Origin of the sequence: Bacillus sp. ISL-18, assembly GCF_018613415.1 — a bacterium.
Lineage (GTDB): Bacteria > Bacillota > Bacilli > Bacillales > Cytobacillaceae > Neobacillus.
Genome location: NZ_JAGGQG010000002.1, coordinates 1206697 through 1233177, shown reverse-complemented (window position 1 = coordinate 1233177; position 26481 = coordinate 1206697). Strand labels below are relative to the sequence as shown.

At 37.4% G+C, this 26481-nt stretch carries 19 protein-coding genes; all 19 read right to left on the bottom strand.

Annotated elements, in window-relative coordinates; genetic code table 11:
- Positions 1-4: 4 nt before the first annotated feature.
- The 19 genes from J7E81_RS05820 to J7E81_RS05730 all read right to left on the bottom strand — a co-directional run bounded on the left by J7E81_RS05820 (position 5) and on the right by J7E81_RS05730 (position 26377).
- Positions 5-1132, bottom strand: coding sequence for a Gfo/Idh/MocA family protein (locus tag J7E81_RS05820; RefSeq protein ID WP_215041151.1), 1128 nt, complete (start codon positions 1130-1132; stop codon positions 5-7).
- A gap of 60 nt (positions 1133-1192) precedes the next feature.
- The gene (locus J7E81_RS05815) at positions 1193-2098 is read right to left on the bottom strand and encodes a sugar phosphate isomerase/epimerase family protein (RefSeq protein WP_215041150.1); all 906 of its coding nucleotides are present in this window, start codon (positions 2096-2098) and stop codon (positions 1193-1195) included.
- Between the two features lie 256 nt (positions 2099-2354).
- Positions 2355-3851 (bottom strand): ABC transporter substrate-binding protein, encoded by a 1497-nt coding sequence (locus J7E81_RS05810; RefSeq protein WP_215041149.1) that lies wholly within the window; start codon positions 3849-3851, stop codon positions 2355-2357.
- A gap of 284 nt (positions 3852-4135) precedes the next feature.
- Positions 4136-5092, bottom strand: a complete 957-nt coding sequence (locus J7E81_RS05805; protein WP_215041148.1) for a helix-turn-helix transcriptional regulator — start codon at positions 5090-5092, stop codon at positions 4136-4138.
- Between the two features lie 84 nt (positions 5093-5176).
- Positions 5177-7855 (bottom strand): glycosyl hydrolase, encoded by a 2679-nt coding sequence (locus tag J7E81_RS05800; RefSeq protein ID WP_215041147.1) that lies wholly within the window; start codon positions 7853-7855, stop codon positions 5177-5179.
- Between the two features lie 68 nt (positions 7856-7923).
- Entirely contained in the window at positions 7924-9330 is a 1407-nt protein-coding gene (locus J7E81_RS05795) for an MFS transporter (RefSeq protein ID WP_215041146.1), read from the bottom strand.
- Positions 9331-9709: 379 nt separating this feature from the next.
- Positions 9710-11956, bottom strand: a complete 2247-nt coding sequence (locus J7E81_RS05790; RefSeq protein ID WP_251028440.1) for a glycoside hydrolase family 3 N-terminal domain-containing protein — start codon at positions 11954-11956, stop codon at positions 9710-9712.
- Between the two features lie 96 nt (positions 11957-12052).
- A complete protein-coding gene (locus tag J7E81_RS05785; protein WP_215041145.1) occupies positions 12053-13144 on the bottom strand; it encodes a Gfo/Idh/MocA family protein in 1092 nt (363 codons plus the stop codon).
- 19 nt (positions 13145-13163) lie between these two features.
- Positions 13164-13952, bottom strand: coding sequence for a sugar phosphate isomerase/epimerase family protein (locus J7E81_RS05780; protein WP_215041144.1), 789 nt, complete (start codon positions 13950-13952; stop codon positions 13164-13166).
- A 222-nt stretch (positions 13953-14174) separates the two neighbouring features.
- Positions 14175-16712, bottom strand: coding sequence for a GH39 family glycosyl hydrolase (locus J7E81_RS05775; protein WP_215041143.1), 2538 nt, complete (start codon positions 16710-16712; stop codon positions 14175-14177).
- 161 nt (positions 16713-16873) lie between these two features.
- Positions 16874-17863, bottom strand: coding sequence for a sugar phosphate isomerase/epimerase family protein (locus J7E81_RS05770; RefSeq protein ID WP_215041142.1), 990 nt, complete (start codon positions 17861-17863; stop codon positions 16874-16876).
- A 21-nt stretch (positions 17864-17884) separates the two neighbouring features.
- Positions 17885-18292, bottom strand: a complete 408-nt coding sequence (locus J7E81_RS05765; protein ID WP_215041141.1) for a C-glycoside deglycosidase beta subunit domain-containing protein — start codon at positions 18290-18292, stop codon at positions 17885-17887.
- A 268-nt stretch (positions 18293-18560) separates the two neighbouring features.
- Positions 18561-19814: an MFS transporter gene (locus J7E81_RS05760; protein WP_215041140.1), complete on the bottom strand. Its 1254-nt coding sequence runs from the start codon at positions 19812-19814 to the stop codon at positions 18561-18563.
- Between the two features lie 72 nt (positions 19815-19886).
- Positions 19887-21044 (bottom strand): FAD-dependent oxidoreductase, encoded by a 1158-nt coding sequence (locus J7E81_RS05755; RefSeq protein ID WP_215041139.1) that lies wholly within the window; start codon positions 21042-21044, stop codon positions 19887-19889.
- Between the two features lie 22 nt (positions 21045-21066).
- Positions 21067-21822: a cyclase family protein gene (locus J7E81_RS05750; protein ID WP_215041138.1), complete on the bottom strand. Its 756-nt coding sequence runs from the start codon at positions 21820-21822 to the stop codon at positions 21067-21069.
- A gap of 25 nt (positions 21823-21847) precedes the next feature.
- Positions 21848-22756: a fumarylacetoacetate hydrolase family protein gene (locus J7E81_RS05745; RefSeq protein ID WP_215041137.1), complete on the bottom strand. Its 909-nt coding sequence runs from the start codon at positions 22754-22756 to the stop codon at positions 21848-21850.
- A 13-nt stretch (positions 22757-22769) separates the two neighbouring features.
- Entirely contained in the window at positions 22770-23876 is a 1107-nt protein-coding gene (locus J7E81_RS05740; protein WP_215041136.1) for an alpha/beta hydrolase family protein, read from the bottom strand.
- A gap of 24 nt (positions 23877-23900) precedes the next feature.
- A complete protein-coding gene (locus J7E81_RS05735) occupies positions 23901-24848 on the bottom strand; it encodes a VOC family protein (RefSeq protein WP_215041135.1) in 948 nt (315 codons plus the stop codon).
- Between the two features lie 287 nt (positions 24849-25135).
- Positions 25136-26377 carry an ATP-binding protein gene (locus J7E81_RS05730; RefSeq protein WP_215041134.1) on the bottom strand — a complete coding sequence of 414 codons (1242 nt, stop codon included), beginning with the start codon at positions 26375-26377 and terminating at the stop codon, positions 25136-25138.
- Positions 26378-26481 lie beyond the last annotated feature (104 nt).

The window sequence follows — 26481 nt, the reverse complement described above, 5'->3', positions numbered from 1 at the left end:
CCTCCTATTTGCTTGCAACTGTTTCCTGTTCAAAAACAACTTCTTTTCCAGTTTCAGCAGAACGATAAACAGCATCTAAAATTTTCGTTACAACAAATGCCTGCTCTGGTTTTACTAGTGGTTCTTTATCATACTTAACCGCTTCTAACCATTGTTTTGCTTCAAGTACTTCAGGTTTATTGGATCCGCCTTCAAAGAAAGCAATCGCGCCGCCTGCAGAGTTTTTCTCTTCTGTTAACATCCCATTGCGTGCAGAGTTATATATTAACTCATTGTTACGGAAACTCATGCCGGAGTTGATTTGAGCTCCTGCCTTTGTACCACATAGAGTTGTAGCCGCTTCTCTTGATTCTAGTACATTAAGTGCCCAAGAAGATTCAAGGAAAACTGTTGCTCCATTTTCCATTTTAATGTAACCAAATGCTGAATCTTCCACTTCAAATGTTTCTGGATCCCAAGGACCAAACATGTTACCTTCTACTGCTTCTGGTAGATTACCTAATTTATTGAAAACCGAACCTGATACGGAAACCGGTTTGTAATTATCCATCATCCATAAAGTGATATCAAGAGCATGTGTACCGATATCGATTAGTGGGCCGCCGCCTTGTTGGGATTTATCAGGAAATACTCCCCATGTTGGAACTGCACGGCGGCGAAGGGCATGTGCTTTTGCAAAATAAACATCACCAAGCTCATCTTTTTCACAAGCTTTATAAAGAGATTGAACCTCTGGACGGAAACGGTTTTGATAACCAATGGTGAATTTCTTGCCGGATTTCTTCCAAGCATCCATCATTTTTTGAGCCGCTTCTGTATTGTGGGCCATTGGTTTTTCACACATTACGTGTTTACCTGCTTCAAATGCAGCAACTGTAATTGGGCTATGGCTAACGTTTGGAGTTAATACATGCACAAGATCAATGGATTCATCTTTTAATAGTTCTTTATAATCAACATAAATTTTTGCATCTTCCGTTCCATATTCTTTTGCCGCTTGTTCAGCGCGTTCAATTTGAATATCACAGAATGCCACCATTTCAGCGATTTCTTTAAATTGTGCTAATGCTGGAAAATGCTTTTGATTTGCAATACCACCGCAGCCAATAATACCAATTTTTAATTTACCCATAATTTTCATTCTCCTTTTTTGTTTAAACTATTTTATTAGATCTATAAATTGATAATCTATTTAAGCAAAAAACTGACTCAAATAGTTTTTACTAATGTTAATAGAATCTTTTTTGGATTTAAGTGAATCTTCAAATGCCTTGTCCTCTACTTCAATGACAGCGAATCCGCGATAACCAATATCGGTTAAAGCTGATACATATTGGCCCCAATTGACATCTCCTAGACCTGGTAGTTTAGGCGAGATATATTCCAGTGGTGTTGCCATAATTCCAACATCGTTTAAGCGGTCCCTATAAACCTTAATATCTTTGAAATGGATATGTAAGATTCGCTCCTTGAATTCATATAGCGGCTTGATATAATCCATTTGCTGCCAAACGAAATGAGATGGGTCAAAATTAAGTCCAAAGTTTTGATTTGGGATCAATTCAAACACACGGCGGAAGATAGCTGGTGTCGTCATTAGATTTTGTCCGCCTGGCCACTCATCAGTTGTGAATAGCATCGGACAGTTTTCAATGGCAATCTTTACACCTAGTTCTTCTGCAAATTCAACGATTGGCTTCCAAACGGTTGTCATCGCTTCCAAATTTTCGTTGACAGTTTTCTTTTGATTCCTGCCAATAAAGGTAGTGACCATGTTAACATCCAATTTACGTGCTGCCTCAACACATTTTTTGATGTGGGCAACGAAGTATTCGCTTTTCTCTGGATCTTCATCTAAAGCATTTGGATAATATGCTATAGCAGAAATCTTGATTCCCTTTGCTTCGGTATAATTCTTGACATAATCCACATCTAAGTGATCGACATCAAGATGGGTAACACCTGCATATTTACGGGCCGCTTTCCCTTTCGGCCATGCACAAAGCTCCACACATGAAAAACCGTTTTCAGCTGCATAGTCAATTACTTCTTCAAAGGTGCATTCATTTAATATGGCGCTGTTAAATCCAAGTTTCATTGTGTCTGGTCCTCCTATGTTTCTATTAAATATTTACTGATTCCGCTTACATATATATCATAACCTCTTTATAGAAAGGTTCCCTTACTTTAATTAACCATCTCCGGTATAGATTTTCGTCCTTTTTCCTAGATTCTTTATTTTTTTATGATTAACAGATTAAAAATGATAGTGTAATTTTTAACCTTATCCAAATATCCAAAAAAAACCTAAAAGGCGCATGTTAAACTGCGCCTTTTAGGTTTGAAATACAAGCTTATTTTTGGTTTTTTGCCCATTCATCTAATTGTTTCTGTTTTTCTGCAATAATCTTATCAATACCAGCGTCCTTTAAACCTTTAATGAACTCAGGCAGACTCTTATTAGGATCTAAAACACCTGATTCAAGTCCTAGTGCGTATTTTGCAACGACATTGGTAACGGCTGTAACTTCCGTTTTAACGGATGAACTATCAAAATTAAATCCAAGTGCTTTCGATTTAATCGCGCTTTTATTAAACTCCTTCGTTTCGTTCCATATGTCTGGATTATTCCCTTCGAATACATATGATAGAAAAGAATTCCCCATTGCAAAACTCATATTTAAATTGTAACCATTGTTTCCTGCATTTACCCCATCTGGATACTTGATCACATTATCCGATACTTTTACATAATGCTTTCCTTCAATCCCCCAGTCTAGCAAATTCACGATATCTTTGTTTCCATACATTAAATTAAGAAATTTCATTGCTGCTTCCGGAACCTGAGAGCTATGTGGAATTCCCCACATCATTGTGGTTACTGCAGATGTGGTTGTAACTGGTTTTAAAAGTGAAGTAGTCACCATTGGCTTAGCAGTTATTTGTGATTCTTGTAAAGCAATTCCAGGTTTTTGAGGACTGAAATAACTAAAAGCTGCATTTGACTTAACTAGCGATGTACCAGGATCTGGATTCGTTGTTGCATTTTTTAATGTAAGTCCTTCCTGATTCCATCTCCTCATTGTCTTAACAAACTGCGCATATTCATCTGTTTCATATAAGTCTACTACTTTCATATTATTGTCGTAGTTTGGTAGAACCCCCATTGTATCACCTAGCGGATCGAACCAGTTATAAACGACAGTTGCCTGTGCTCCAGGCTGAAAAGGAACAAATGGAGTGATCCCTTTCTCATTTTCCTTGATCGTTTTCAGAGCGGCCTCTACTTCATCCAGTGTTTTAATTTTATTAATGTCAATGTTATATTTATCTGCCAAGTCCTTGCGCATATTTATACCAGGTGCTCCTGCCATATCTCGAAGAGTTGGAACAGCGAATAATTTCCCAGAAACTTTGGAAGCATTCAAATAATCCGGATCCATTGTCTTTTTAATATCCGGGCCATACTTATCTACCAAATTGTCCAATGGTAATAATTGTCCTTTCGCTACTTGTGATGTATAGCCAAAAAAGGAGGTAACAAGCATTAAATCTGCTTTTTCATTACTAGATAACATCAAATTCATCTGTTGAACGTAATTACCTATATTTATGGGTGTTAATTTTACCCTTACCTTGATCTTTTCTTCGGATATCTTGTTAATTTGATCCTGTACTAGTTTGAGATCTTTGGGTACCTCAGTTGTAAAAAAGACCATATTCACTTCAGATATTTTTTCCCCTGAAACTGAACTTTCAGTTGTAGCACTCTCTTTATTCGAACTGCATGCTGAAAGAATTAGTAAAAAAAACGTAAGCATTATACTTATTAACTTTTTATTTTTTTGCATTAAAGAACCCCCATTTTTTTCTTCTTTTTGAAACCGCTGTTATTTTTAAATAAGACCATAACTAAAATCAATATAAACTCTGTAGGTATACCCCCTCTTTCCAAATGGTTATTATTTTAACCATCTGTTCATATACCGCTTATTATAAGGAGGAAAGTACTAGAAATCGTTCAATTAATTAAGAAAAATCATATCAATTTTTAATATTTTCTGAATATATATAATTTTCAAAAATAAAACCGCAAAGTTTCAACATCTTTGCGAATCTCCTTTATTCAATTCTTTTAATTATTACCTCTTGGTCTACTGTCATATCTACTCTCTGAATACTTTTCCAATTCATTCAGATCGACTTCTTCGGTATATTCATAACTTTCGATTCCTTTTGCTTCATTTTTAAGAGAGTTACCCAAGGTTTTCTGCTGATTTTTTCTGAACTGATAGGGGGTTGTATGGAAGGTATCTTTAAACAATTTGTGAAATGTATTTAAACTCGAAAAACCCGACTCCATGGCAATCTGAATAACTGGCCAATTGGTCTCCAATAAATACATTACTGCCTGTTCCAGTCGAATCCCGTTCAAATATTTTACAAAAGACTGTCCCATATGCTGCTGAAAATATCGTGATAAATATGGAACCGTCAACTCTTCATTTTCAGCAATTTCATTTAAGGTAATCGGATGCATATAATTTTTTTGGATATAGCTGGTAATTCTTGTTAGACGTTCTATATCTTTGCTGCTATTTCGGTTGATTAGCTTATGATTTGTCACTCTAAATTGACTTATAAGATTGTAAACGATGTCTAAAAGTAATGAATGAATTTTAATCTCAAACCCTAGCTCTCTTTTTCTTAATGTAAACATCAGCTGAATCATCGACAAACGAATATGATCAAACCTTTCTTGATCCTCAGTATGAAAGGATTGACATTCAAAGGATTCCTTTTCAATATTTTCGTACCACTTTTCAATAAAAGTCAGCGGTATTTGAAGTAGTAAAACCCGGTTATCTTCGCTTGCTTCCACACCGTGAACTTCATTGCTGTTAATCAGGAGCAAATCATTTTCTTGTAGAGAATACTCCTCTCTCCCCACAAAAACATGAATTTGTCCTCTCAAAACAAACAAAAATTCAATCCGGTCATGCCAATGCATCGCGACATATCTCACACTTGTCATTAACATTAACATCGGAATCTCTTCGTTTATGACCGCACTTTCATATGGATATTTCATGAGCGCCTCCCCTGGAGTTTATCTATAGAACTGTTTTAAAAAAGGTGTGCTTCTTAAGGTTACACACCTTTTTTAGCATCATCATTAAAAAGACAACGTAATCTTTCCAAACATACCGGTTGGGTCTATAGGATCATGCCATACAATAAATGGAGGTTCTGGATGATTAAAACGATCCCTGTCCAATGTAGTTGCTACTTCTACACGGATGGTATTGGTGCCTTCCCTTAAATAGTCCGCAATATCGTAAATATAAGGTGGACAAACTTTCATCCCAACATATTCATCGTTAATAAATAATTCCACGGCTTCATAAACTGATTCAAAAGCTAAAATCCCTTGTCTTGGAACTTCTGCAAGCTCAAATGTCTTTTCGTACTTAATAATTCCTGTGAAAGCTGGGTCTATAGCAGAGATTGGGACCAATTCATTCATTTGCGTTACTTCGCCAAAATTCGGATAATCCATGTTTTTTACCAAAGAATAATTCCAGCCTTTGGATAATTCGATCGTTTCCTTGCATTCATTAAGCTTTATTGAGTAAGGACGATATTTTTCAAACTCTCCGTTTAGGGATCCGTCACTCACAAATAGAACACAAGAGTCATAAGGTCTTAGCTCCAGATTAATAATACTTTTTCCGTTTACTTTCCTAACTTCTATCTTCTCAAATTTATTCTCAAGTCCGTTATAGATTATAGCAAATTCTCCACCAGAAAGTTCTATTTCTCCACTGAAAGTCTCATGTGCTGATTCATTCTGAAACATGTAAATACTAATCCCTTTTTCATAATGATAATAGGTTAAATCCTTGAATGGTTTCTTTAATTGAAGATCAAATATTCCTTCCTTTTTAAGCTCTTTAGCTAACTCACTCAGAGGTACAACCTTAAATTTGTCCACCGCTCTTAATAGTTCAGACACTTCCTGTTCATCTACAACATTAGAAATCCCTTCAGGTTTTCCATCAACAAAAATAATTTCTAAACCAGCTGTAGCTTTAATAAAGGCGGCCAACTCTTTTGTTATATATTGGCTATAGGGAATAACTAAACATTTAAATTCTTCGCCATTAATAGTTAAATGGTTATTCTCTAACTTTCCATTATAGGTTTCTAAGTTATTCAGCATATCAATCGAAACAAAATCAAAATCAATTTGATTTTCAGTAAGGGCTCTAGCAGGCTTTTGCATTTTCATATATTCACCTGTCCATTCACTCTCCCCGTGATACAAAACCGCTACAGGGGCTATATGCCTGCCGCCATTAAAAATATGGCATAAGCGGTTGGCATAGTGCATGAGATGGGCAAAATGTTTAAACTGCGGATTATGTCCACGTGCATAAAAGTGCGGTGGACAATCGAAGTCAGGGTATTCACGCATTGAAAATGCATGCGGTACCAAGTGATTGATGCCACGGACAACTAGATGGTCAAGGATATACTTCATATCTCTAACACCAAGCTTCCATCCATAAGCACCAAATAATTCGCACATCGTTCTTCCTTTTTTCTTTGGATCGAGATGACCATAGGAAGAACCTAATTTTCCAAGTGTATAATGATAGAATTCTCCATCTCCCTTAAAAATTCCACGGCGTTCTAATCCGGCACCGCCAAAAATCACTTGCCCGCCAATCACATCAATTCCAGACATATGCTGCCCTGACAATGCTCTAAAGAAATGACCCGCTCCACTGCCTAATCTGCTATGCTGATCATTATCTTCAATCACATGCCCGATATACTCAACATTATGCGCTTCACACCAATTGCCCAATTGTTTGCTAAAATTCTTTTCATATAAACGGGTAACAACATCCATGTAGATATAACGAGTATGGACACAAATGTTCATTTCTTCAGTGCTATTCCATAAATAGGGTAAGAACACTCTCCAGTTATCCCCTAGAGCTTCAGAAAGCAAAGTTTTAGCTTCTTCACTCCAAGGTAATGGCATGTCTTTCCTTCCAATTGATTCATTAAATTCAAACCCATTAACATTTCCGAAAGCGGGCTCATCTGAGAAAAATCCGGCAAATGTCTTCCCAAACTCGTCTTTGTAATGTTGAAAATGTGGTTCATATACCGCTTCAAGCTGAGTGCTGACAGAATCTTCATCAATCATATTAATATATTTCGGGTTGCCGCCATCGGTTTTCGTCTCATAAACCACATAAATCCGCCATGATCCTTCTGGTAAGGTGCAGGTTAAAAAATCACCCTCAACATGGTCAGTTAAATCGATTAATTCTTCAGTAATTATTCCATCTATTACTAGTTTTCCAGCCACAACACTCATTAATTTATTATTTTTTTGTTCCTCTTTGTCTATTGGTTTCCTAATATCTAACCATGAGGTCTTTGGTTTTAACATCGGGCTGATATGTATCGTTACTTCATTTTGTGCACCTAATACATCAACTGTATTATAGTTGATATATGTTTTCCTTCGGTTCGGATATTTTTTCTCAATTAATCCATTGGCATATCCTGTTGGAAAATGGGCATCGTCTAATACCCAAACACGCATTCCCCGCTGCTTAGCTTCTTCCATAACAATATCAAGGTCATGCCACCAGCCAGGACCTGCAAAATCTGGATGAGGCCTTGCTTCAACACAGATTCCTCTAATTCCGCATTCAAAGATTCTAGCAATTTCTTCTCTGATAACTTGTTCTTCTTCCCCTCTCATCCATAAAAAAGGCAGGATATAATTTTCTGTTTGATGATTCACTAGATCTTGTACAGTCTTATCCATGATGAAAACCTCCTATTAAAATAGCTTATAAGTTACACTTCTAGTGCAACTTATAAGCTCATCACATACTATTTTACAAAGTCAGCTCCGGTTCGTCTTTTTAAAAGTTCATCTGTATTCTCCATCGCTTTTGCTTTGGAGATTTTATAAAAATACAATGGAATGGTGGCTAAGAGATAAACAACACCTGGTCCTAAATTTACTAACATATTTATACCATGAACTACTTCAGGTGTTTGTTGTTTATTGGCCACATAACCAATTGCTCCCAGGATGGTTGCACTGACTGCTCCTACTAAAGCGCTTGCAATCTTGGTTGAAAGACTTGTAAAGGAATAAATCGCACCGTCAGCCCGTATACCTGTTTTTACTTGATAATCGTCGATACTATCCGCCACCATACTAAAGACCATTGGACTGGCAAAACCTGTTGGTAAACTTGATATGATCGTCCATACAATAATCATATTAATATTCGTTGCCGGTGTAAAATACATGGCAATAAAGGCAATCCCCGTTATCGTCGATCCAACGATTAAGAGTGTTTTCTTTTCAAAAAACTTTGCAATAAACGGTAGGATGAAAGAACCGATTGCGCCACATACTGAAAGAATTGTAAAAGAAACCGCAATTAAATCCGGACGATTTAATACATAAATGCAGTAATAAGTTACAGTCCCAATTCTTCCAAACACACCCAATAATACTACGAATAGACTTACTATGATTAATAATAATGGTTTATTGGCACCTACAGCAACTAACGATTCTTTTATTGATGGTCTTTCATTTATTGCTGGCTCAATTACTTCTTTACAATTCTTATAGGTTAAGAATAATAGTGGAGCAGACACGACTGACAGTACAATGGCTGCATAGAAGAATCCATGTTGCTGGTTACCATGTCCTAATAGAGTAATTAAAGGCATTACCGCGGCACCTGTAAGAATACCAGCAACTTGTCCAAAAACTCCTCTATACGCATTTAAATTGGTTCTTTCGTGAGTATCCCGCGTCATGACTGTTGCAAGGGCACCATATGGTACGTTTACTAGAGAGTGGACCGTTCCTAATAATAGATAGGTTACACCAGCGTATATAACCTTACCGGTTCCTGAAAGATCTGGAGTGAAAAAGGTTAATATATTTAGAGCAGCAAGTGCTAATGCACCGTATAGAATATAAGGTCTAAAACGTCCATGTTTGCTCTTTGTCCGTTCCATGGTTAAACCGAGAATCGGGTCGACAAAGCAATCCCATACCCTTGCTACAAGCAAGATTACAGCTGCTGCACCGCCAGCAATGCCAAACACATCTGTATAAAAAAACAATAAATAGGAAGACGCTAAACTCCAAACGACACTGGCAGAGAACTCACCAAAACCATAACTTAACTTTGTAAGAAAACTAAGATTACCATTAATTTGAGGCACTACCAAACTTTCTTTTGTTTGTGGAACTGCTCCATTTGCCATCTCTTATCCTCCTAGTTCAAAATACCTCAAGTACAAATCGTAAAACATTCAGTAGCTACTGTTACAATTATCGTACCGCAGACCATATGTAACCGCCTTCAATTAATTAAACACATTAGTACAATTTTTTATCCTTTATCGTGAGCTTTTATGAGTTCCTGCGATAAGATTAAATAAGTAGATATAATTCTTAACCTTTTTTCATTAAATTCCGACATTTATTTTATCATCCGACATTAGTTTGATTTTTTTAGCCATTTTATCACACTTTTATTAAAAATAGATTAATAATTACCTAGGACAGGATACCCATAGTTATCTTTTTTGAGAGGATAAAAAAACAACCTATAACATGTGATAGGTTGTTGATCTATTCTATTTATTTCTCTAAAACTCTAAATTCACTTTCTAGCCCTTCCTGAGAGTTTGACCCGATGAATACTTTAAACAAACCAGGTTCAACTATATACTCCATCTCCTCATTATAAAAACCAAGACTATTAATATCTAGTTCAAATGTAACAGTTTGCCGTTCTCCTGGCTGCAGATTGATCTTTTTAAAGCCTTTCAATTCCTTAACCGGTCTTACCCTGCTAGCAACGACATCAGAACAATAAAGCTGGACAACTTCTTCACCGGCACGTTTCCCTGTATTCGTTACCTCTATATTAATCGTTACGATACTATCCTTGGTAACCTCTGGAGAATTTACAACAAGGTTTTCATAATTAAATGTCGTGTAACTTAAACCGAAGCCAAAAGGATACAAGGGTTCGTGTGGTCCATCTATATATTTTGAAGTGAATTTTATCTTACTTGCAGGTCTGCCTGTATGCGGATGATTATAGTAAATAGGAACTTGTCCAACTGAATAAGGGAAAGTCGCCACTAATTTACCACTTGGATTGTAATCGCCAAACAACACATCTGCGACTGCATTGCCAGTCTGAATTCCCAGCTGCCATGCTTCAACAATAGCTGATACATTTTCTTGAGCCCATGGAATGGATAATGGTCTTCCGTTAATTAGGACCACTATGACTGGTTTACCTGTCTGGTGTAATGCTTTTAATAATTCTTCTTGTTGTCCAGGGAGATTCAAATCCATTCGGCTGGAGGCCTCACCACTCATGTCGGCATTTTCACCAACAACTGCAATAATGACGTCCGATTCGTTGGCAATCTCTACAGCTGCATTAATGTCTGCCCCTTTAATTCCAATGACTTCACAGCCCATAGCATGGACTATCTCTGTGTCCTTTTCAACCGCAGAATTTATTCCAGAAAGAATGGTAACCACATCTTCTTCATTACCAGTGATCGCCCAAGTACCGAGCATCTCCTTTTTATTATCAGCCAATGGGCCGATTACGGCAATTTTGTTCAGGTTCTTCTTTAATGGTAAAATATGATCCTCGTTTTTTAATAAAACAATTGAACGTTTTGCCATTTCTCTCGCTATTTCTACATGTTCAGGTGCCAATAAAGTCTTTTCTTCAATCTCGTTGTTGGTTCTATATGGTTTCTCAAAAAGTCCCATCTGAAATTTCACGCGTAAAATCCGTCTAACGGCTTCGTCTAAAACCTCTTGAGGTATTGTTCCATTCTTCATTTGTTCCGGTAAATCTTCCTTATACGTCCCCTGACTCATATCCATTTCTAAGCCCGCCAATAATGCCTTTTTACTGGCTTCTTTCCTATTTTCTGAATCTCCATGAACAACTACTTCAGCTATCGAGTTGGCGTCACTTACAACAAACCCATTGAATCCTATCTGCTCTCTTAAAACATCCGTTAATAGATATTTGTTTACCGTACATGGCACACCATTCAAGTCGTTAAACGCACTCATGAATGTACCGACACCCGCTTTTTCCGCAGCCTCAAACGGTGGCAGGTACACCTCGTGAAGAGTTTGCAGAGACATGTCCACGGTATTATAGTCACGACCGCCAACTGCTCCACCATAAGCAGCAAAATGTTTTGCACATGCTAGTATTCTCTCAGATTTAGTTAAATCCTCTCCTTGAAATCCTCTGACTCTAGCAGCAGCAATCATACTTCCTAGATATGTATCTTCGCCTGCCCCTTCAGCAATCCTTCCCCAACGCGGGTCCCTTGTAATATCTACCATTGGTGCATAGGTCCAATGAATGCCTGCAGCTGAGGCCTCTTTTGCGGCAATTTCTGCTGTTTTTTCAATTAATTCCAGATCCCAGCTGCAGGCTTCTGCGAGAGGAATAGGAAAGATTGTCCTATAGCCATGGACTACATCTAAGCCAAAGAGAAGCGGTATTCCTAATCTGGACTCCTCGACGGCAATTTTTTGTAATTCATTTGAAAGATCTGCACCGGTAACTCCTCCCATGGAACCAAGGAGACCTTCTCTAATTTCATCTTTATGATAGTTTCTCTCCATTGCTTGAAATTCCTCATATGAAATTTCACCTTCGACCAATTTGGCAATAATTTCGTCTTTTGTCATTCCAAATGCGCCAAATATAGATGGAAGAAATTGTGTAAGCTGGCCCACCTTTTCTTCTAGTGTCATATTGCTAATCAATTCATTTATTTTTTTCTCATGATCTGTATTAATGCTTGTTTTTTGATTATTAACCATTACCATTACCATTCTCCTTGTTTAACTTTTTATTGGTTCTATTATAAAAAGTACCTTATAGGTAGATGATTTCTACACTATAAGGTACTTTGCACCATCTTTTTAAAATGAGGATAGTAAGCGAACCTTATTTTTGATTTTTTCGAAAAAAACAGGCTCTTTTTTGCTAGCTGCTGTATAAAAATGGTCGATGATATTCATCATGTAAACGCCATGTTCTGCAGGTGCAATTAATTCTTCACCAGTTAAAATACTATTTACAAAATGTTCAAACTCATTCTTTAGTTTAATATTGGGATTCAGAATTGGCGAAACATCCACGCAAGTATCCAATAATTCAGAGTGTAACTTTAACTCACCATTAATAAGGCTCACACCACCTTTTGTCCCTACTATTTCCACAAACGTTTTGTCTTGTGCAATATTAGAAGCCCAGCTGAATTCAAAATTGACCGTTGCCCCATTTTGAAGTCCGATGAAACCTATAGCTGTATCTTCAACATTAAAGATACCATTTGGGTTTCCTTTATAACCGTTGCGGTTACGTGTGGTGGTATGACTGAAATTTTGGTGAATCGCTCCAGTGACATACGATGGTTCCGGCATCCCAATAAGATAGAGGGCTAAATCAAGATAATGAACACCTAAATCAATCATCACTCCGCCGCCAGCACAATCCTTATTTGTAAACCATGTCCCTCGCCCTGGAATCCCGCTCCGTCGAATCCAGCCAGCTTTTACTTGATAGATATCTCCTAAGTAACTCGCATCAATATATCTTTTTAAATAAACCGCCTCATTAGTAAAACGATTATTTAAGCCAACCATTACCTGTTTACCCGATTTAATCTTTGCTTCGACTATTTTTTGTGCTTCTTTTGCATTAATGGCCAGCGGTTTTTCACAATGCACATTGATCCCTTTTTCTAGTGCATAAATCGTTATCTCCGCATGCAGGTAATTGGGGGTACAAACACTCACTAAATCTAACTCTTCCTGGTTCAGCATATCCTCATAATTACTATAGACATTTGGGATATTATATTTTTGGGCTAGTCTTTGTGCATTTTCGATATTCACATCACAAATGGCGGCTAATTCGATATTAGCTAGTGTCATATAATTATTTAGATGCTTTCTTTCCGCATTACTTCCCGCTCCGATTAATCCATAACGTAGTTTCTTGTCGTTCATTTGACCACTTCTCCCCTCTTTAAAATGCTAGATCCCTCATATACTCAATCGTGTAATCAATTCCCTTTTCCCCTAGTTCTCCAGTCCATACAGGAGAATGTGGTTCAATACTTAATCCGCCTGTATACCCTTTTACTCGTAATAATGAAATGAATGTTTTCCAGTCTGTTTGGTCCAACCCTGCCGGCGGGTCATCTACTCTCACACCATTGATGATCATGGACCCCTTTAAATGGACATGGTTGAAACGCTCACCCCAATCAAGTGTTTCTTGGAGGTAATCACCGCCAAAATATCGACTATGTGAAGGATCAAATTTGATTCCTAATTCCTTCAAATGACCATGAACAACTTTCCATACATCAGGAGTATTAACAAAATTCACCTTTCGACAGTTGTAGGAAGAGACCTTTACTCCTTTTGGTTTCGCATAATCAATCAAGTGTGTGAAAAACTGAATGGCAGCTGTACAATTTTCATAGAAAGATAACTCTTCCACATAGTTACAGCCACTTACAAAGTTAGTACATCCTAATTCACTGGCCACTTCAATCAATCTGAAGCATCTTTCTAATTCTTCTTCAATAACACTGCCTTTTTCATCAATACGCAGTGATTTCCATCTTCCAATCGAGCCAATGCTAATACCATATTGTTTTTTCCAATTTAGTAAATTCTCACGATTACGATAAAATGCATCCACATCTTGACCTTCATTGACACAAACTTCGATAAAGTCTAATCCTTTTTGCTTTGCTTTTTGAAAACTTTCCTCCGTTGGTGCTGCAATAATTCCAAGCTGCATCATAATAAAACCTTCTTCCTATATTGTTAGAACATCATCTATTTAACTTTTTAAGTTTTGATTACCGCTTACATTTTTATTTTAATCAAAGAACACGTTGATATCTTTCTTACAATTAACCAATTAAATAGTGATTTTCATTCTTTTTTTTTAGAATGATGAATGATTGAAAAAAAGAGATTAAAAATCTACACTAGATTTTTAATCTCTTTATTTTTATAACACTTATAGATCACTAATTAACAAATTAAATTCAAATAACCTTACCTCGTGCGGTTGTAGTTCTCCTGTTAGAACAATCGATTCATTTTCCACAACATGATGTTCTACCTTCATATCCGGAACACAAACCTGCTTTAAATAGTCTACTTCATCTGGTTTCATATCATCCACGGCACCAAATTTTAACCATTCATCAAGTACACTGCCATGGTCGCGGTTCAACTTTAGCTCCTTGACACGGTACTTCCCATTGGCGAGACCTTGTATTTCTAATGATAGGTTTAACGTTTCATTGTTCTCAAATATTTCGTATTGCTCATGAATTCCCATGCTTCCTTCAGGATGTAAATAATAAGAGTAGTTAAAATGTTTGTAGTTATAACAGATTACTTGATAGCGATGACCAGACCTTTTCGTCACAATATAATGGTCACCTTTGGCCACAAGAATTTCACCTAATTGTTTTAACAGCATATAGGCATGGTAGCTTGGTTTCTTGATTCCACTCTTCGTCACCAATCCAGCCCCGCCATGCAAAAGTGTTTTAGAATCCCAAAAATCACTAAAAATATCTGAACACAACCAATAGCCTAGCATATTCACTTGATTTTGGTTTAAATTTCCAATGATATTCTTGACCAGGTAAGAAGCTTTAAAACAGCTATCATTAAGAAAGTTTCGGTTAGATATAGAAATATTCCATTCTGTCACATTCAATTCTAAACCATCAAATCCAGCCTTTTTTAACGCTTTTCTTACCTCATTCAGTTTATTAATGACATAATTAGGATTGTTAGAGTGAAGATTTTTAATCGGTACCCGATACTTATCACGATGAATTTCAATCGGATAAAGGGATATGGATAGAAAATCAGGCTGGATTTCCTCTTGTTTCCATTGTTCTAGTAACAAATCAAGTTTGTCGCCTTCCAAATCTATACTTAACCCACATCCACCAACCTTCGCTGAAGGAATTAGGTCCTTTGTCTGCTTTTTAAATTCGCTAAATATTTTAAAATACTCTTTAAAATCGCTTAGACCAACATGTTGATTATTCTTGACTTGATCTAAGAAATCTTTTTCACTTTGTACACTCGTATTAAATACATCTGTGTGCGGTTTCCACATCTCAAAATACCAAGTCTCCACTTCATCAATTCCATAGCGCTGAATACATTGCAATAAAAACGCCCTGAAAAGGTTTGTCCATTCTTCCATTGTCCTTCTACTTATTGTTTGGACAACAATGGTATCTCCTATAGCTTTTTGAATAATTTTAGGTTTTGGACCAATTTCAATAAAAGGTTTTAATTTATTTTTGACCAGGAAATCCAATAGCTTGTTTGTATTAGAAAAATTGTAGGTGATTTTTCCACCAGAACGATCTTCCACTAGCATATCATCACCAAACAATCCCCAAAATCTGGCATAGGTAAAGCCGATTTCGCCTTGTAAGAGAGTGATTTGCTCTTGCATATCCGAATTTAAAATATCTTTTGCATACCCAATATTCAAAAGCTTATTCCAATACTTCGTAAAGGCATCCAATTTCCCTATTTTTATTGTCTCTGTTTCGATTGCTCCTGTCGATTGAGAATAGGTTTGGACCCTTTGCTCTACTGAACTTTTTAGATATTGCTGCAGCTCAGTAAATGCTTCATCACGATCATGATCACTAATTTCTTCAGTACTATTTTCCTCTTTATTAGTTGTATCTGACATCTGTTTTCGGAATTCCACAGGCTTTAACTGATAACCTTCATTAAAGACTCTGTTAAATGCCGCCAAGTTTGGAAATCCATTATCTAATGCAATACGAGTAATGGGCTTATCCGTGTTAACTAATTCGTTAACAGCATGGGCGAGACGAATTTCATTTATATATTGAGAAAAGGTTTTTCCTGTTTGTTTTTTAAAAAATTTAGACAAATAAGGAACAGAGATGAAATGGAGACCGGCAACTTCCTCTAATGTTAAGGGCTCCCGATAATTATTTTGTATATACTCCATGATTTCAGATAATCTTTCATTTTGACCTTTGTTCGTTGTGTGGTTTTGTAATTCGAGCTGATTCGTACTCTTTAAATAATGTAATTTTAATAACGAGAGTAATTTAAACGTTTTCTCTAATGATTCCACCTCTGCATCATTTCTCTGCTGCATATATACCGATAATAATTCTTCCATGACATTTCTTAATTCCTGATCGGAAGAAGGGTTCTGCAAGTTTGAATTACAAGTGAATAATAAACTTTTTTGACCAAATAATGAACTTAATTCTAAATAATTAAAATGAAAAACAACAAATAAATTATCCTTTTCAGATTGAAAAGAGTGAAATTCATTGGAATTGACCAAGATAAAGTCGGATTTGTTCAAGTGATAGATATTATTGGTTATTTTCACTTGAAGCTGGCCCTTTATCATGTAGATCAATTCAATGTCTCGATGAGCATGCTCTAGATTACTTTTACGGTTCATTACTGAAACCGTTATTAACTTGGAATCTATTGAAGATTGGAAAATGTGTGTAGCACTCATTTCAATCACCTCTTTAAACGCAAAAACTTTTTAAAAAGTTTTTTATTTCTAAATATAGCACAAAAAGAAGACACTTCGACATTTATTTTATATCAAGTAAGCGCAAATAATCAGGAGTATAAACATTAAATAGGAACCTTTTCAAGGTCCCTGACACCACTCTATTTATTTAGCAGGTTGTTTAATAAGACTTGATGACGTCTAACTTGTTCCACACTGTCCACTTCCATAAAGTCTTGGATGTGACGGTTTCCTTCGTATTCGCTGTCAATATAGCCTTCATATCCAGCTTCTGTTAAAACCTCGATAATCTCTTTATATGGAATACTAGGTTCCTCGTTGTTTTCCGTAATTTCATAAAATTTCCCATGGACATGCATAATATAAGGAATATAGTCTTTTAGTATTTTAGGATCCGTATAGACAAAGTGCTTTGCTAGTTCTGCATATTCGACATCTTTCTTATTGGCATTCTTCATCCTTTTTACAATGTCAAAGGTCTCTTGTTTATCAAGACCATTGGCATAATTTTCACTGACCAATTGAACGATCTCTGGGGTAGCCCCATCACGGATATATCTTTGCTCCATAACAGGTAACATTCTCTTCACAAAGATGCCTAAGTCAGGCATAATCCCAAACCACTTGGTTCCACTCTGCATGATATATTCTAGTCTTTCTTCAAACCATGGTGTCCCAAAGGTGAAAGGAGCATGAACTTCAAGTGCAATTTTAACCCCATACTCTTCTGCATAAGGCAGACTCGCTTTTACGACTTCCAACGGTGTAGAAACCAATGTTCTTAATACCTTAAACCCTAGCTTATTAGCCAGCTTTAGATCTCTCACCATCATTTCCACATTTTCTTCTAGTGTTAACAAGCGATTAGGGAATAATTTGTTATCTAAGAACGCATCATAGGCAATCGGTTCGACTCCATACTGATCCATCCAGCCAAACCATTGGTCAACAAATTGATCCGTTACCTTAGGAAACCCTGTAAGCATTTGTTCTGGAAGTAATTCAATCCCTGTAGCACCAGCTTTGGCCGCTTCAGCGATACATTGTTCTAGTGTTAACTTTCTTGTAAAGTATTCTTCCTGGTAACTATATAATAAAACTCCAAGCTTAATGTTTGCTTGTTTACTCATTTTCTATCAACCTCCTAATCTCTAAACTAAAACTCTTTCTGATTCTAGTGTAATTTGTTTGGTATCATTACCGATATTTGGCCATGGCAGATAGGAAATTCGCAAATTAACGACAGCATGTACTTTATGCGTGCCTGCTGCTAATCCACTTGGTGTCTTTACAAACAATGTTGCCTTTTCTCCAAATTCCCAACGATTATTAATAACGGTAGATAATTCATGGTAAGGAAAGCTGCCGGTTTCTACTGAAAAAATCATATCATCATGTGAATAGGATTGTTCATCTACCTCTAAATCAATGCTATTAATCAATGACAAGGCAATTCCTCGATAATAAGGAATTCGCAATTTGACTTCAAAGCCAACAACTATTCCATCCTCTACAACATTTCGAAAACCATCTTCGCAGACTAAGTATTGTTCAAACATGTACTCCACTCCTTATGAATCAAATCTCTTTCTAGAAAACGCTTACTATTGGTCCCATTTAAAATATATCTCTTTATTTTAAGCAAAACTATTTTGTTTTCTCCCCATTTCCCTAACTTTTATATCCATTTTCCTTTTTAAAAGAATCTATGTCATCATTACAGTTTAAAAATGTAATGCATTTTTTTAACCTATCCCCAAATGTCACTTAAAATAAATTTACTTTAAAAATAACAAAAGGAAGGATTTTACACCTTCCTTCTCCCAATTATACTTGAGCTGATATCTCGTTATTACTCGAATGGTTTAGTTTAATAGGTGCGGTTTCTCTTATACCAAAAGTGAACAAGAACCCAACAAATGCGGCAGCTGCCGTCACCCATAATGGAGCCATAAGTCCAAAACGGTCAGCCAGGATTCCTGACACAGTTGGACCAAAGCTGCCGCCGATAATTTCACTAGTTAAAATAACAAAACTGATCGATGTTGCCGAAAATGTCCTTGAAACAGATTCTGCAGGAATAATATTCATAATTAATGGCTGGTAGCCATTTCCTAATGAGAAAACAAGAATGGAGATGAGTAGCACTCCGAAGTTGTGGTAAGAAAAAGCTATTGAGATAGGAAGGAATATAGCTAATAAAGAGAATACTTTAATTGCGGGTAACCGACCAATACGGTCGGAAATAGCTGCACCCCCGAACTGCCCAATAAACATCATCAGACCCATGAGGCCTAATAACATGCCAATTTGTGCTTCCCCATAATTAGTAGCTTCTGCATAAATGGTGGGTAAAAAAGCAGTAAGTGATAAAATATAAATCATATTGCAAATACCAACAATTGTACTTAACCAAACATTTCTTGTCATAAAAACACGAATGTAATCAGCTTTAGTTGGTTTTGACTTTATTGATACCACATGAGAGGACATATTTGGTTTTGGCTCTTTTAAAAACTTCCAAATGATAAGACCCATGAGGATTCCTGGGATCGCAATGATATAAAAGGAAGATCTCCATCCAAAAGAAGCAGCAAGAGCCACAGTGAGAACAGGTGCTAACGTTCCTCCAATTAAGGAAGAAGAACTTTGCACGATTCCCATATTTAGGCCTCTTCTTTTTTCCGAGGACTCCTGAATCACAATCGATTGAACCAGCGGCATTACCGGGCCTTCGGCTAATCCCATGATCCCTCTTACTAATAGTAAGGTAGCAAATGAACCGATAAGCCCTGATAATAAGGTAGCAATGGAAAATAGAAACACAAAAATGACAAGCATGGGTTTCTTTTTACCTAAGAAGTCGGAAAGACTGGCAAAAATCAAAGTAGAAAGACCAAAAAATAGTCCAGTGACAGATACAGTTATTCCTAGTTGTGTATGGGACAATCCCAGCTCAGGAGCAATTTTCGGAAAAATAAATCCTAAACTTAACCGATCTAAGAATACAAGACCAACAACTAAAAACATGGTAAGGACCAGGAAATTTTCATAGCGAAAAAAACCTCTTTGTTTCTCCATCCAGCTGCCCCCTTCAATCTTTTTACTAGATTGATATCAAAAATGGTACCGCAAACAATTTTGTATACGTCTTTACAGTGTGTTTACCTCTGATAAAAAAGGTTCATTCATTTTTGCAAGTGTTTCATAGACATACTTACCAACATTAACATTCTCATTCATCTGACCGCTCCAAGTAAGTAATTCCCATTCAACTAACTGGTCTGAATTCTCAACAATCAGTCTGCAGCGTTCATACCGTTTCTCCATAAAAATCTTAAACGTCTCTTCAACCCCAAGGTTAGATTTCAAAATATCTGCCAAAACAATGACATCTTCAATGGCGATGGAGGCACCTTGTCCAAGATGTGGAGCTGTACCATGGGCAGCATCACCGACAAGCAAAATATTCCCTTTATACCATGGGCTTGGCAGCATATGCGTAAAGATTGGCCGATAAACTACCTGATCAGAATCTGTTATTTGATTGGCCGCTTCTGCAATTGCACCGCCGAATTCTGTCAGTCTTTCTTTTAGTAATACATGAAGCTGATCATTTGGAAAACGAGGATTTCCTGGTTCATGCGTTGTGACAAGCAAATACATTTCATCCTCTGACATCGGAACCAAACCAGCTTTTGCTTTTTGCCCGTAATAGAACAGACCCCGGTCCACTTCTTTCGGACGTGGCAGGGTGTAACGCCATACCCCTTGACCGCTATAATTTTGAACAATATCCCCGAATAATAATTTTCGAACCTTTGAGTTTGCTCCGTCCGCCCCAATGACCAAGTCAAAAACATCCGAAATCCCGTTACTTAACTCAACCTTTACACCATTTGAGATATTTTCCATTCTTTCAACCGTTGAACCCATATAAATCTTGGTGCCAATTTTTTCAACAGCATCTAAAAGAAATTCATGTAGTTTCCTTCTTGATATTCCGTTAACGCCCGGATATCCTTCAATAGTTGGCGAGTCTCCCTTAAACATAAAATGGCCTTGCCCTGTGTAATAATCGAAACCAGGATAGGAATACCCCTCCTTCATACATGCATCAGCCAAGCCAATTTCATTTAGCGCTCTAAGAGCATTAGGCGGCTGAATGATTCCAACACCGTAGACATTCCATTCCAGTTCCTTCTCAACGATCTCTGCGTCAATCCCAATTTTATGAAGAGCAGCAGCTGCTGCTAATCCACTAATTCCACCGCCAACTATGAGTACCTTTTTAATAAATTGATTTGTCATTATAAACACCCCTCATTCCCTTTTAATCAATAATCGCAACAGCCCGAGTCCAGCCTGCACTGCCGCCTCTTATTTTCACAGGAAAAACAGATACTTTAAATCCAAACGCTGGTAACTGGTCTAAATTAGCTAATTTTTCAATTTGGCAGTATTCTTTTTCTTTTCCGGCAAAATGGGCCGCCCAAAGGATACCAGAACGCGGATTTTGTTTATAATCTTCAGCTTGAATGGATAACGGAGTGTCCCAGCCCCAACCATCCGTGCCCATGACTTTTATACCTTGCTCAATCAGCCAAAGAGTGGCTTCTGCGGAAACTCCTACATGGATTTCACTATAATTCGGCTGATATCTTTTCTTATCAGCATCACATCGGATCATAACAATATCAAACGGCTTTAACTCGTAATCTATCTGTCTAAGTTTTGCTTGAATATCTTCTATTGTCAAAGCATATCCTGGCGGTTTGTCTGTAAAATCCAGAACAACCCCATTGTTAAAAAACCATTCAAGCGGTAATTCATCAATCGTCCGGGCAGGTTTTCCTTCAGATGTCGGCCAATAATGCCATGGTGCATCGACATGTGTACCGGCATGACTCGTAAGCGTAAGAAATTCTCCGGCAAGACCTTTTCGCTCAGGAAAATCCTCCGGCGTGACACCGACAAGCTTCGCTCCAAATTCTGCCCCTTCCTCATGTGTTTCAAAACGAATCGAAAACGGAAGAGGATCTTTTAAATCCTCTTCAATGGAAACACTTAAATCCACAATTCTCGCCATAAAAGTTCCTCTCCGTTCATACAACTTAAATAATTCTATTTCTCAATGAGCCAAGATTGGTAATCTTTAATTCTACTTCATCCCCAGGCTCAAGCCATCGATGTACTTCTGGACCGAGCTCCATAATACAGCCAAAACCGACTGTACCTGAACCAACAATATCTCCTGGATATAAGGTAACTTCCTCAGATGCCCTCTCAATCATATCGCCAAATGTGTAATAAATATCCTTAAAGTTTCCCTGGGAAAGAATCTCGCCGTTTACCGCTGCTGTCATTTCTAAATCAAATCGTCCATTTGTTTTATATGGTTCTAATTGATCTTTCGTTAGAATATATGGGCCCATGCTAGTTGCGAAGTCCTTTCCTTTTGCCGGACCCAAGAGCACTTTCATTTCCTTCATTTGGATATCCCGTGCAGACCAATCGTTTAAAATTGTATAGCCGAAAATGTAGTCCTCTGCTTCTTCCGCTTTTATATTGGTTCCTTTTTTTCCAATAATGCAAGCAAGCTCGAGTTCATAATCTAAGCGTATACATTTAGCTGGTCGTTTTACTTCTTCCCCCGTTCCCTTCATAGCATGAGGGTTAGAAAAATAAAAGATCGGCATTTCATACCACTCTGGTGCCACCGTATCCCCTGATCGCTTTGTTGCATTTTTGACATGGGTTTCAAAGGCAACAAAGTCTCGAAAAGTGATCGGATTCGGCAAGGGAGCGGTTAATTGAATTTCCTCAAGCGAATAGCATGGAAGATTCGCTGATTCACTTAATCCCTCTATTATGGACAAATACTTTTCGTTATTTTTGATAAATTCTAACATATTATCGGGTAATTCACCTTGGGAGGCAATCTTCATATCGATCACTCTATCTCCATCCAGCCACCCTGAACGGATTTGTCCATCCGGATTTAAAAAGGTAACGAACTTCATGACTCCACCTCCGCTACTTCGCTAACTGTTCTTTTAACCAATCATACATCTCATAGGTTTCTGTGATATTATCGACCTGACAATGAGATGAACCGGGGCTGCTAGTCGGAATGACCTTTAACCAACGAGGGCAAGTAAGATCGTTGTATACATTGTAGGCATTTTCAACGGTATTCTGCCGATCGTCCTCACCATGGACAATATAAGTTGGCATTTGGATTTTTTCCGCCACCCCACGTAAATTATAATGCTGCAGTTTTGCCCTTGCAGCTGGCATATCTTCCACACCAAAAATATGCTGAAGGATTTTTGATAATGGATGATGATCCGGACGTTTGGACCAGACATCATTGTAATCATAAACAGCTCCCCAAATCGCACAGGCTTTAAACCTTGGCTCGAACGCGGCACATCTTGCTGCCATATAACCGCCCATCGAAACAGCCATCACGCCAATTCGCTCTGGATCTACATCTAGATTTTCAACTGCCCATTCATATGCCGCTGTACCAGCTGTATTGTAATCATGTCGTGAATGAATATGATGGATTCGTAAAGCGCCGCCTTGGCCAGGACCATCAAGGGCTAAAAGTGAAATACCCCGTTCATTTAATAACTGTGCAGGTCCATAATATAATTCCTCTGCGGTTGAATCCAATCCGCCAAACATCACCATCAATGGTCCGTTACTTTGACCAGGTGCTTCAAAGTAATAACCAGGCAATACTGCATGCTCAAACGGAATCGCAACAGCCTTCGGCGGTGAAGCAAGCAATTCCCCGCCTTTTCTGAATGATTCTACACCTTTTAAATAGGTTGGAAGCTTACGTTCATCATCCGGCTGCAAGAAAAATTCTGCCGTTCGAAAATAGTTTGCTGCCCGTAAATAGCCGGACCGGGCCGTTTCTTTATATCCCTTGTCCATTGCATCATTTGCTTTAGTCAATGATTTATTCCCAAGTCTCATCCATTCGTGATGGAAACTCTCATAATCTCCTAATTTCATTCGGCTGGCTGCATCCAAAATTTCATTTACCTCGCCGCCGCCAAAATAAGATTGGCTAATCATTCTCACAATTTGATAAGACCACATGTAATTATCCGGAAAGAAATGCCACATTTCGATTGATCCTCCTGCCTGAGCTTATTTAATTACTTTACCAGATGCATCCCAAGGCATTTCCCGGCCCCATGCATCGTTTGGATTTTCTGAAAGACTCCATCTGTAAGGACCAAAATCCGGGGCAAACACAAGATGTGCTCCTGCATATAATTCAAAGCGATTGCCGCCTGGCTCATCTACATAAAAGAAAAATCCTTCTGCAAGTGCATGGCGTGTCGGCCCGCCCATAGCCAATTCATAGCCGTTTTCTAAGATATGATCTGCTGCCAATAGGACTTCCTCCCTGCTTTCAACCGCATAACACACATGGTTGAATCCTCCTGGTTGGCCGCTATGACCTTTCAAAAAGGCAATATCATGGGAGAGATTGGTGACAGATAACCAAGCACCAATTTCAGGGCTTCCTGGTTCATCCGCATTTAAGAAAATCCCTTCATTATAGCGAAAGCCGATATTTTGATAGAATTCGCGGTCTTTTGTTACATCATTACTAAAAAGGGTAATGTGATCGATTCGACGTGGTGAAATGCCGCGTCCAGTATTTTTTTGCGGGCGATTTTTCCATTTACTGCGCAGCTGATCGGGTGCTTCATATAGTTCTACATCCCAAAAAATCTCTTCCAAGTGTCCATCTGGTGAAGTAAATTGATAGGCCCGTCCATGACCAAGGTCCCCTTCTATCCAGCCAATCCCTTGTCCAAGTTTTTCAATATGGGCAGCTGCCTCTTCCAGTGCTGCCGGACTGTCGGCGCGCCAGCCAATATGGCCTAGACCTGGTTCGCTTCCTTCTGTTATTTTCAAACTGTGATGGTAATGCTCTCCCCATGCACGAAAATAAACGGAATTACCTGTTCGTCCCGACTCTTCTAACCCAATAATATTTTTAAAGAAATTGGCCGATTCTTCTAGTTTCGGACTGATGATTTCAACGTGAGCCAAATGAGAAAAAAAGTGTGGATTTTTATACATTTTCAATTCCTCCAAATAAAATAATCATGAACAAACCATGTGCATGAAAGCGGTTTATCTATGATTATTATAAAGAGGTTTTGGTTTAGAAACGTTCAATTTTTTATTAAAATTAATATCAATTTTTATCTTTTTCTGAAAATACTAAATATAATTGCCCTACTTTTTTGTCATCTCCCCCGCTTAAATCGTTCCCTTCTATTCCTTTTTCCTATACTTTTTTTAGTAAAAAAATAAAAGGTGCGAATAATGATTCCGCACCTCAAACTCGACTATTTTTAATGAAATTATACAGGAATCGAAATGGTAAAAGACGTCCCTTTGCCAATTTCACTATCTACCCTTATTTTTCCATTTATTTTATTTATTGTACTATAGACCATAAGCATCCCAAGACCAGTTCCTTCTTTTTTGGTAGAATAATAAGGATTTCCTAATTGTAAAACCTGCTCTCTAGTCATACCAATCCCGTTATCGATTATCTTAATCACGATATCTTTTTTTTGCTCGAAGACATCTATTGTAAGAACCCCGCCTTTTTCTTTCATTGCTTCTATGCCGTTTTTATATAAGTTGATTAAACACTGCTGAATTTGGTTTTTATCATATTTAAAAGATAACGAGTTAGTAAACGTATAGTGAAGGTCGACTTGGTGCATGTTGGCGTACGGAGTAATAATGTTTTTTACATACTCTGTTTCTTCCTTAAGATTCGAGTAAATCATATTCTCCGACTGCGGCTTCGCAAATGCCAAAAAGTCACTCACAATATTTTCTGCTCTTTTTAACTCTAATAATGCGTACTCAATATAGGTTTTTTCATCTGCTGTTAGCGTTTTGGATTGATTTAACAGTTGTAAAAAACCATTTGTAACGGTAAGCGGATTTCTGATTTCATGTGAGACACTGGCTGATAAATCACTTAAAACATTAAAACGCTCGGATTGTATCGAAGATTTAAGGGTATTTATATTATCAATAATTTTCTCTATTAGTATCATAATAATAACCATAACTAATGTGTAAGTAGGTAAAGCATTAAATGTTAAGATCCAAAATTCATTATCCAAAACTGGTAATTGGGCAGCAAGAGTAGTTAAATAGAACACCATTGTAAAAATAGATACCGATACCAAAACGGCCCACAAGATTCGTTTCCTTGCATTTTGGCGCAAAAACCATTTACTTAATAGAGGTACTAACATAAAAATAATAGTCGAAAAAAGAAAGGATTGCAGTGTGCCCGCTCCACCAATCATGGTTCGGTAAATGTTTAATACCATATACAAAGGAATCGTATATTTATAACCGCCAAATAGGGCAACGATAATAAAAGGAATGAAACGTAAATCAAAAATAAATCCAATTTCCAATTTAATTGGAAAGGCCATGCACAACAGCATTGAAATAGATGAGAGAAGGATAAGAATATTTTTATTATATGTATGCAGCTTATTTTCAAAAAAAATCAAGAATAGTAAAACCGGGAAAAGTAAAAACAGAAAATTTAACAGTAAAGATTCAATCAAGATGAAACCCCTTCCATACGCTTGAAAACACAAATATAAAAGACTACTTTATTTTACTACATTTATTGATCCTCGTTCTATATCAATTATCACCTTTTTGATTG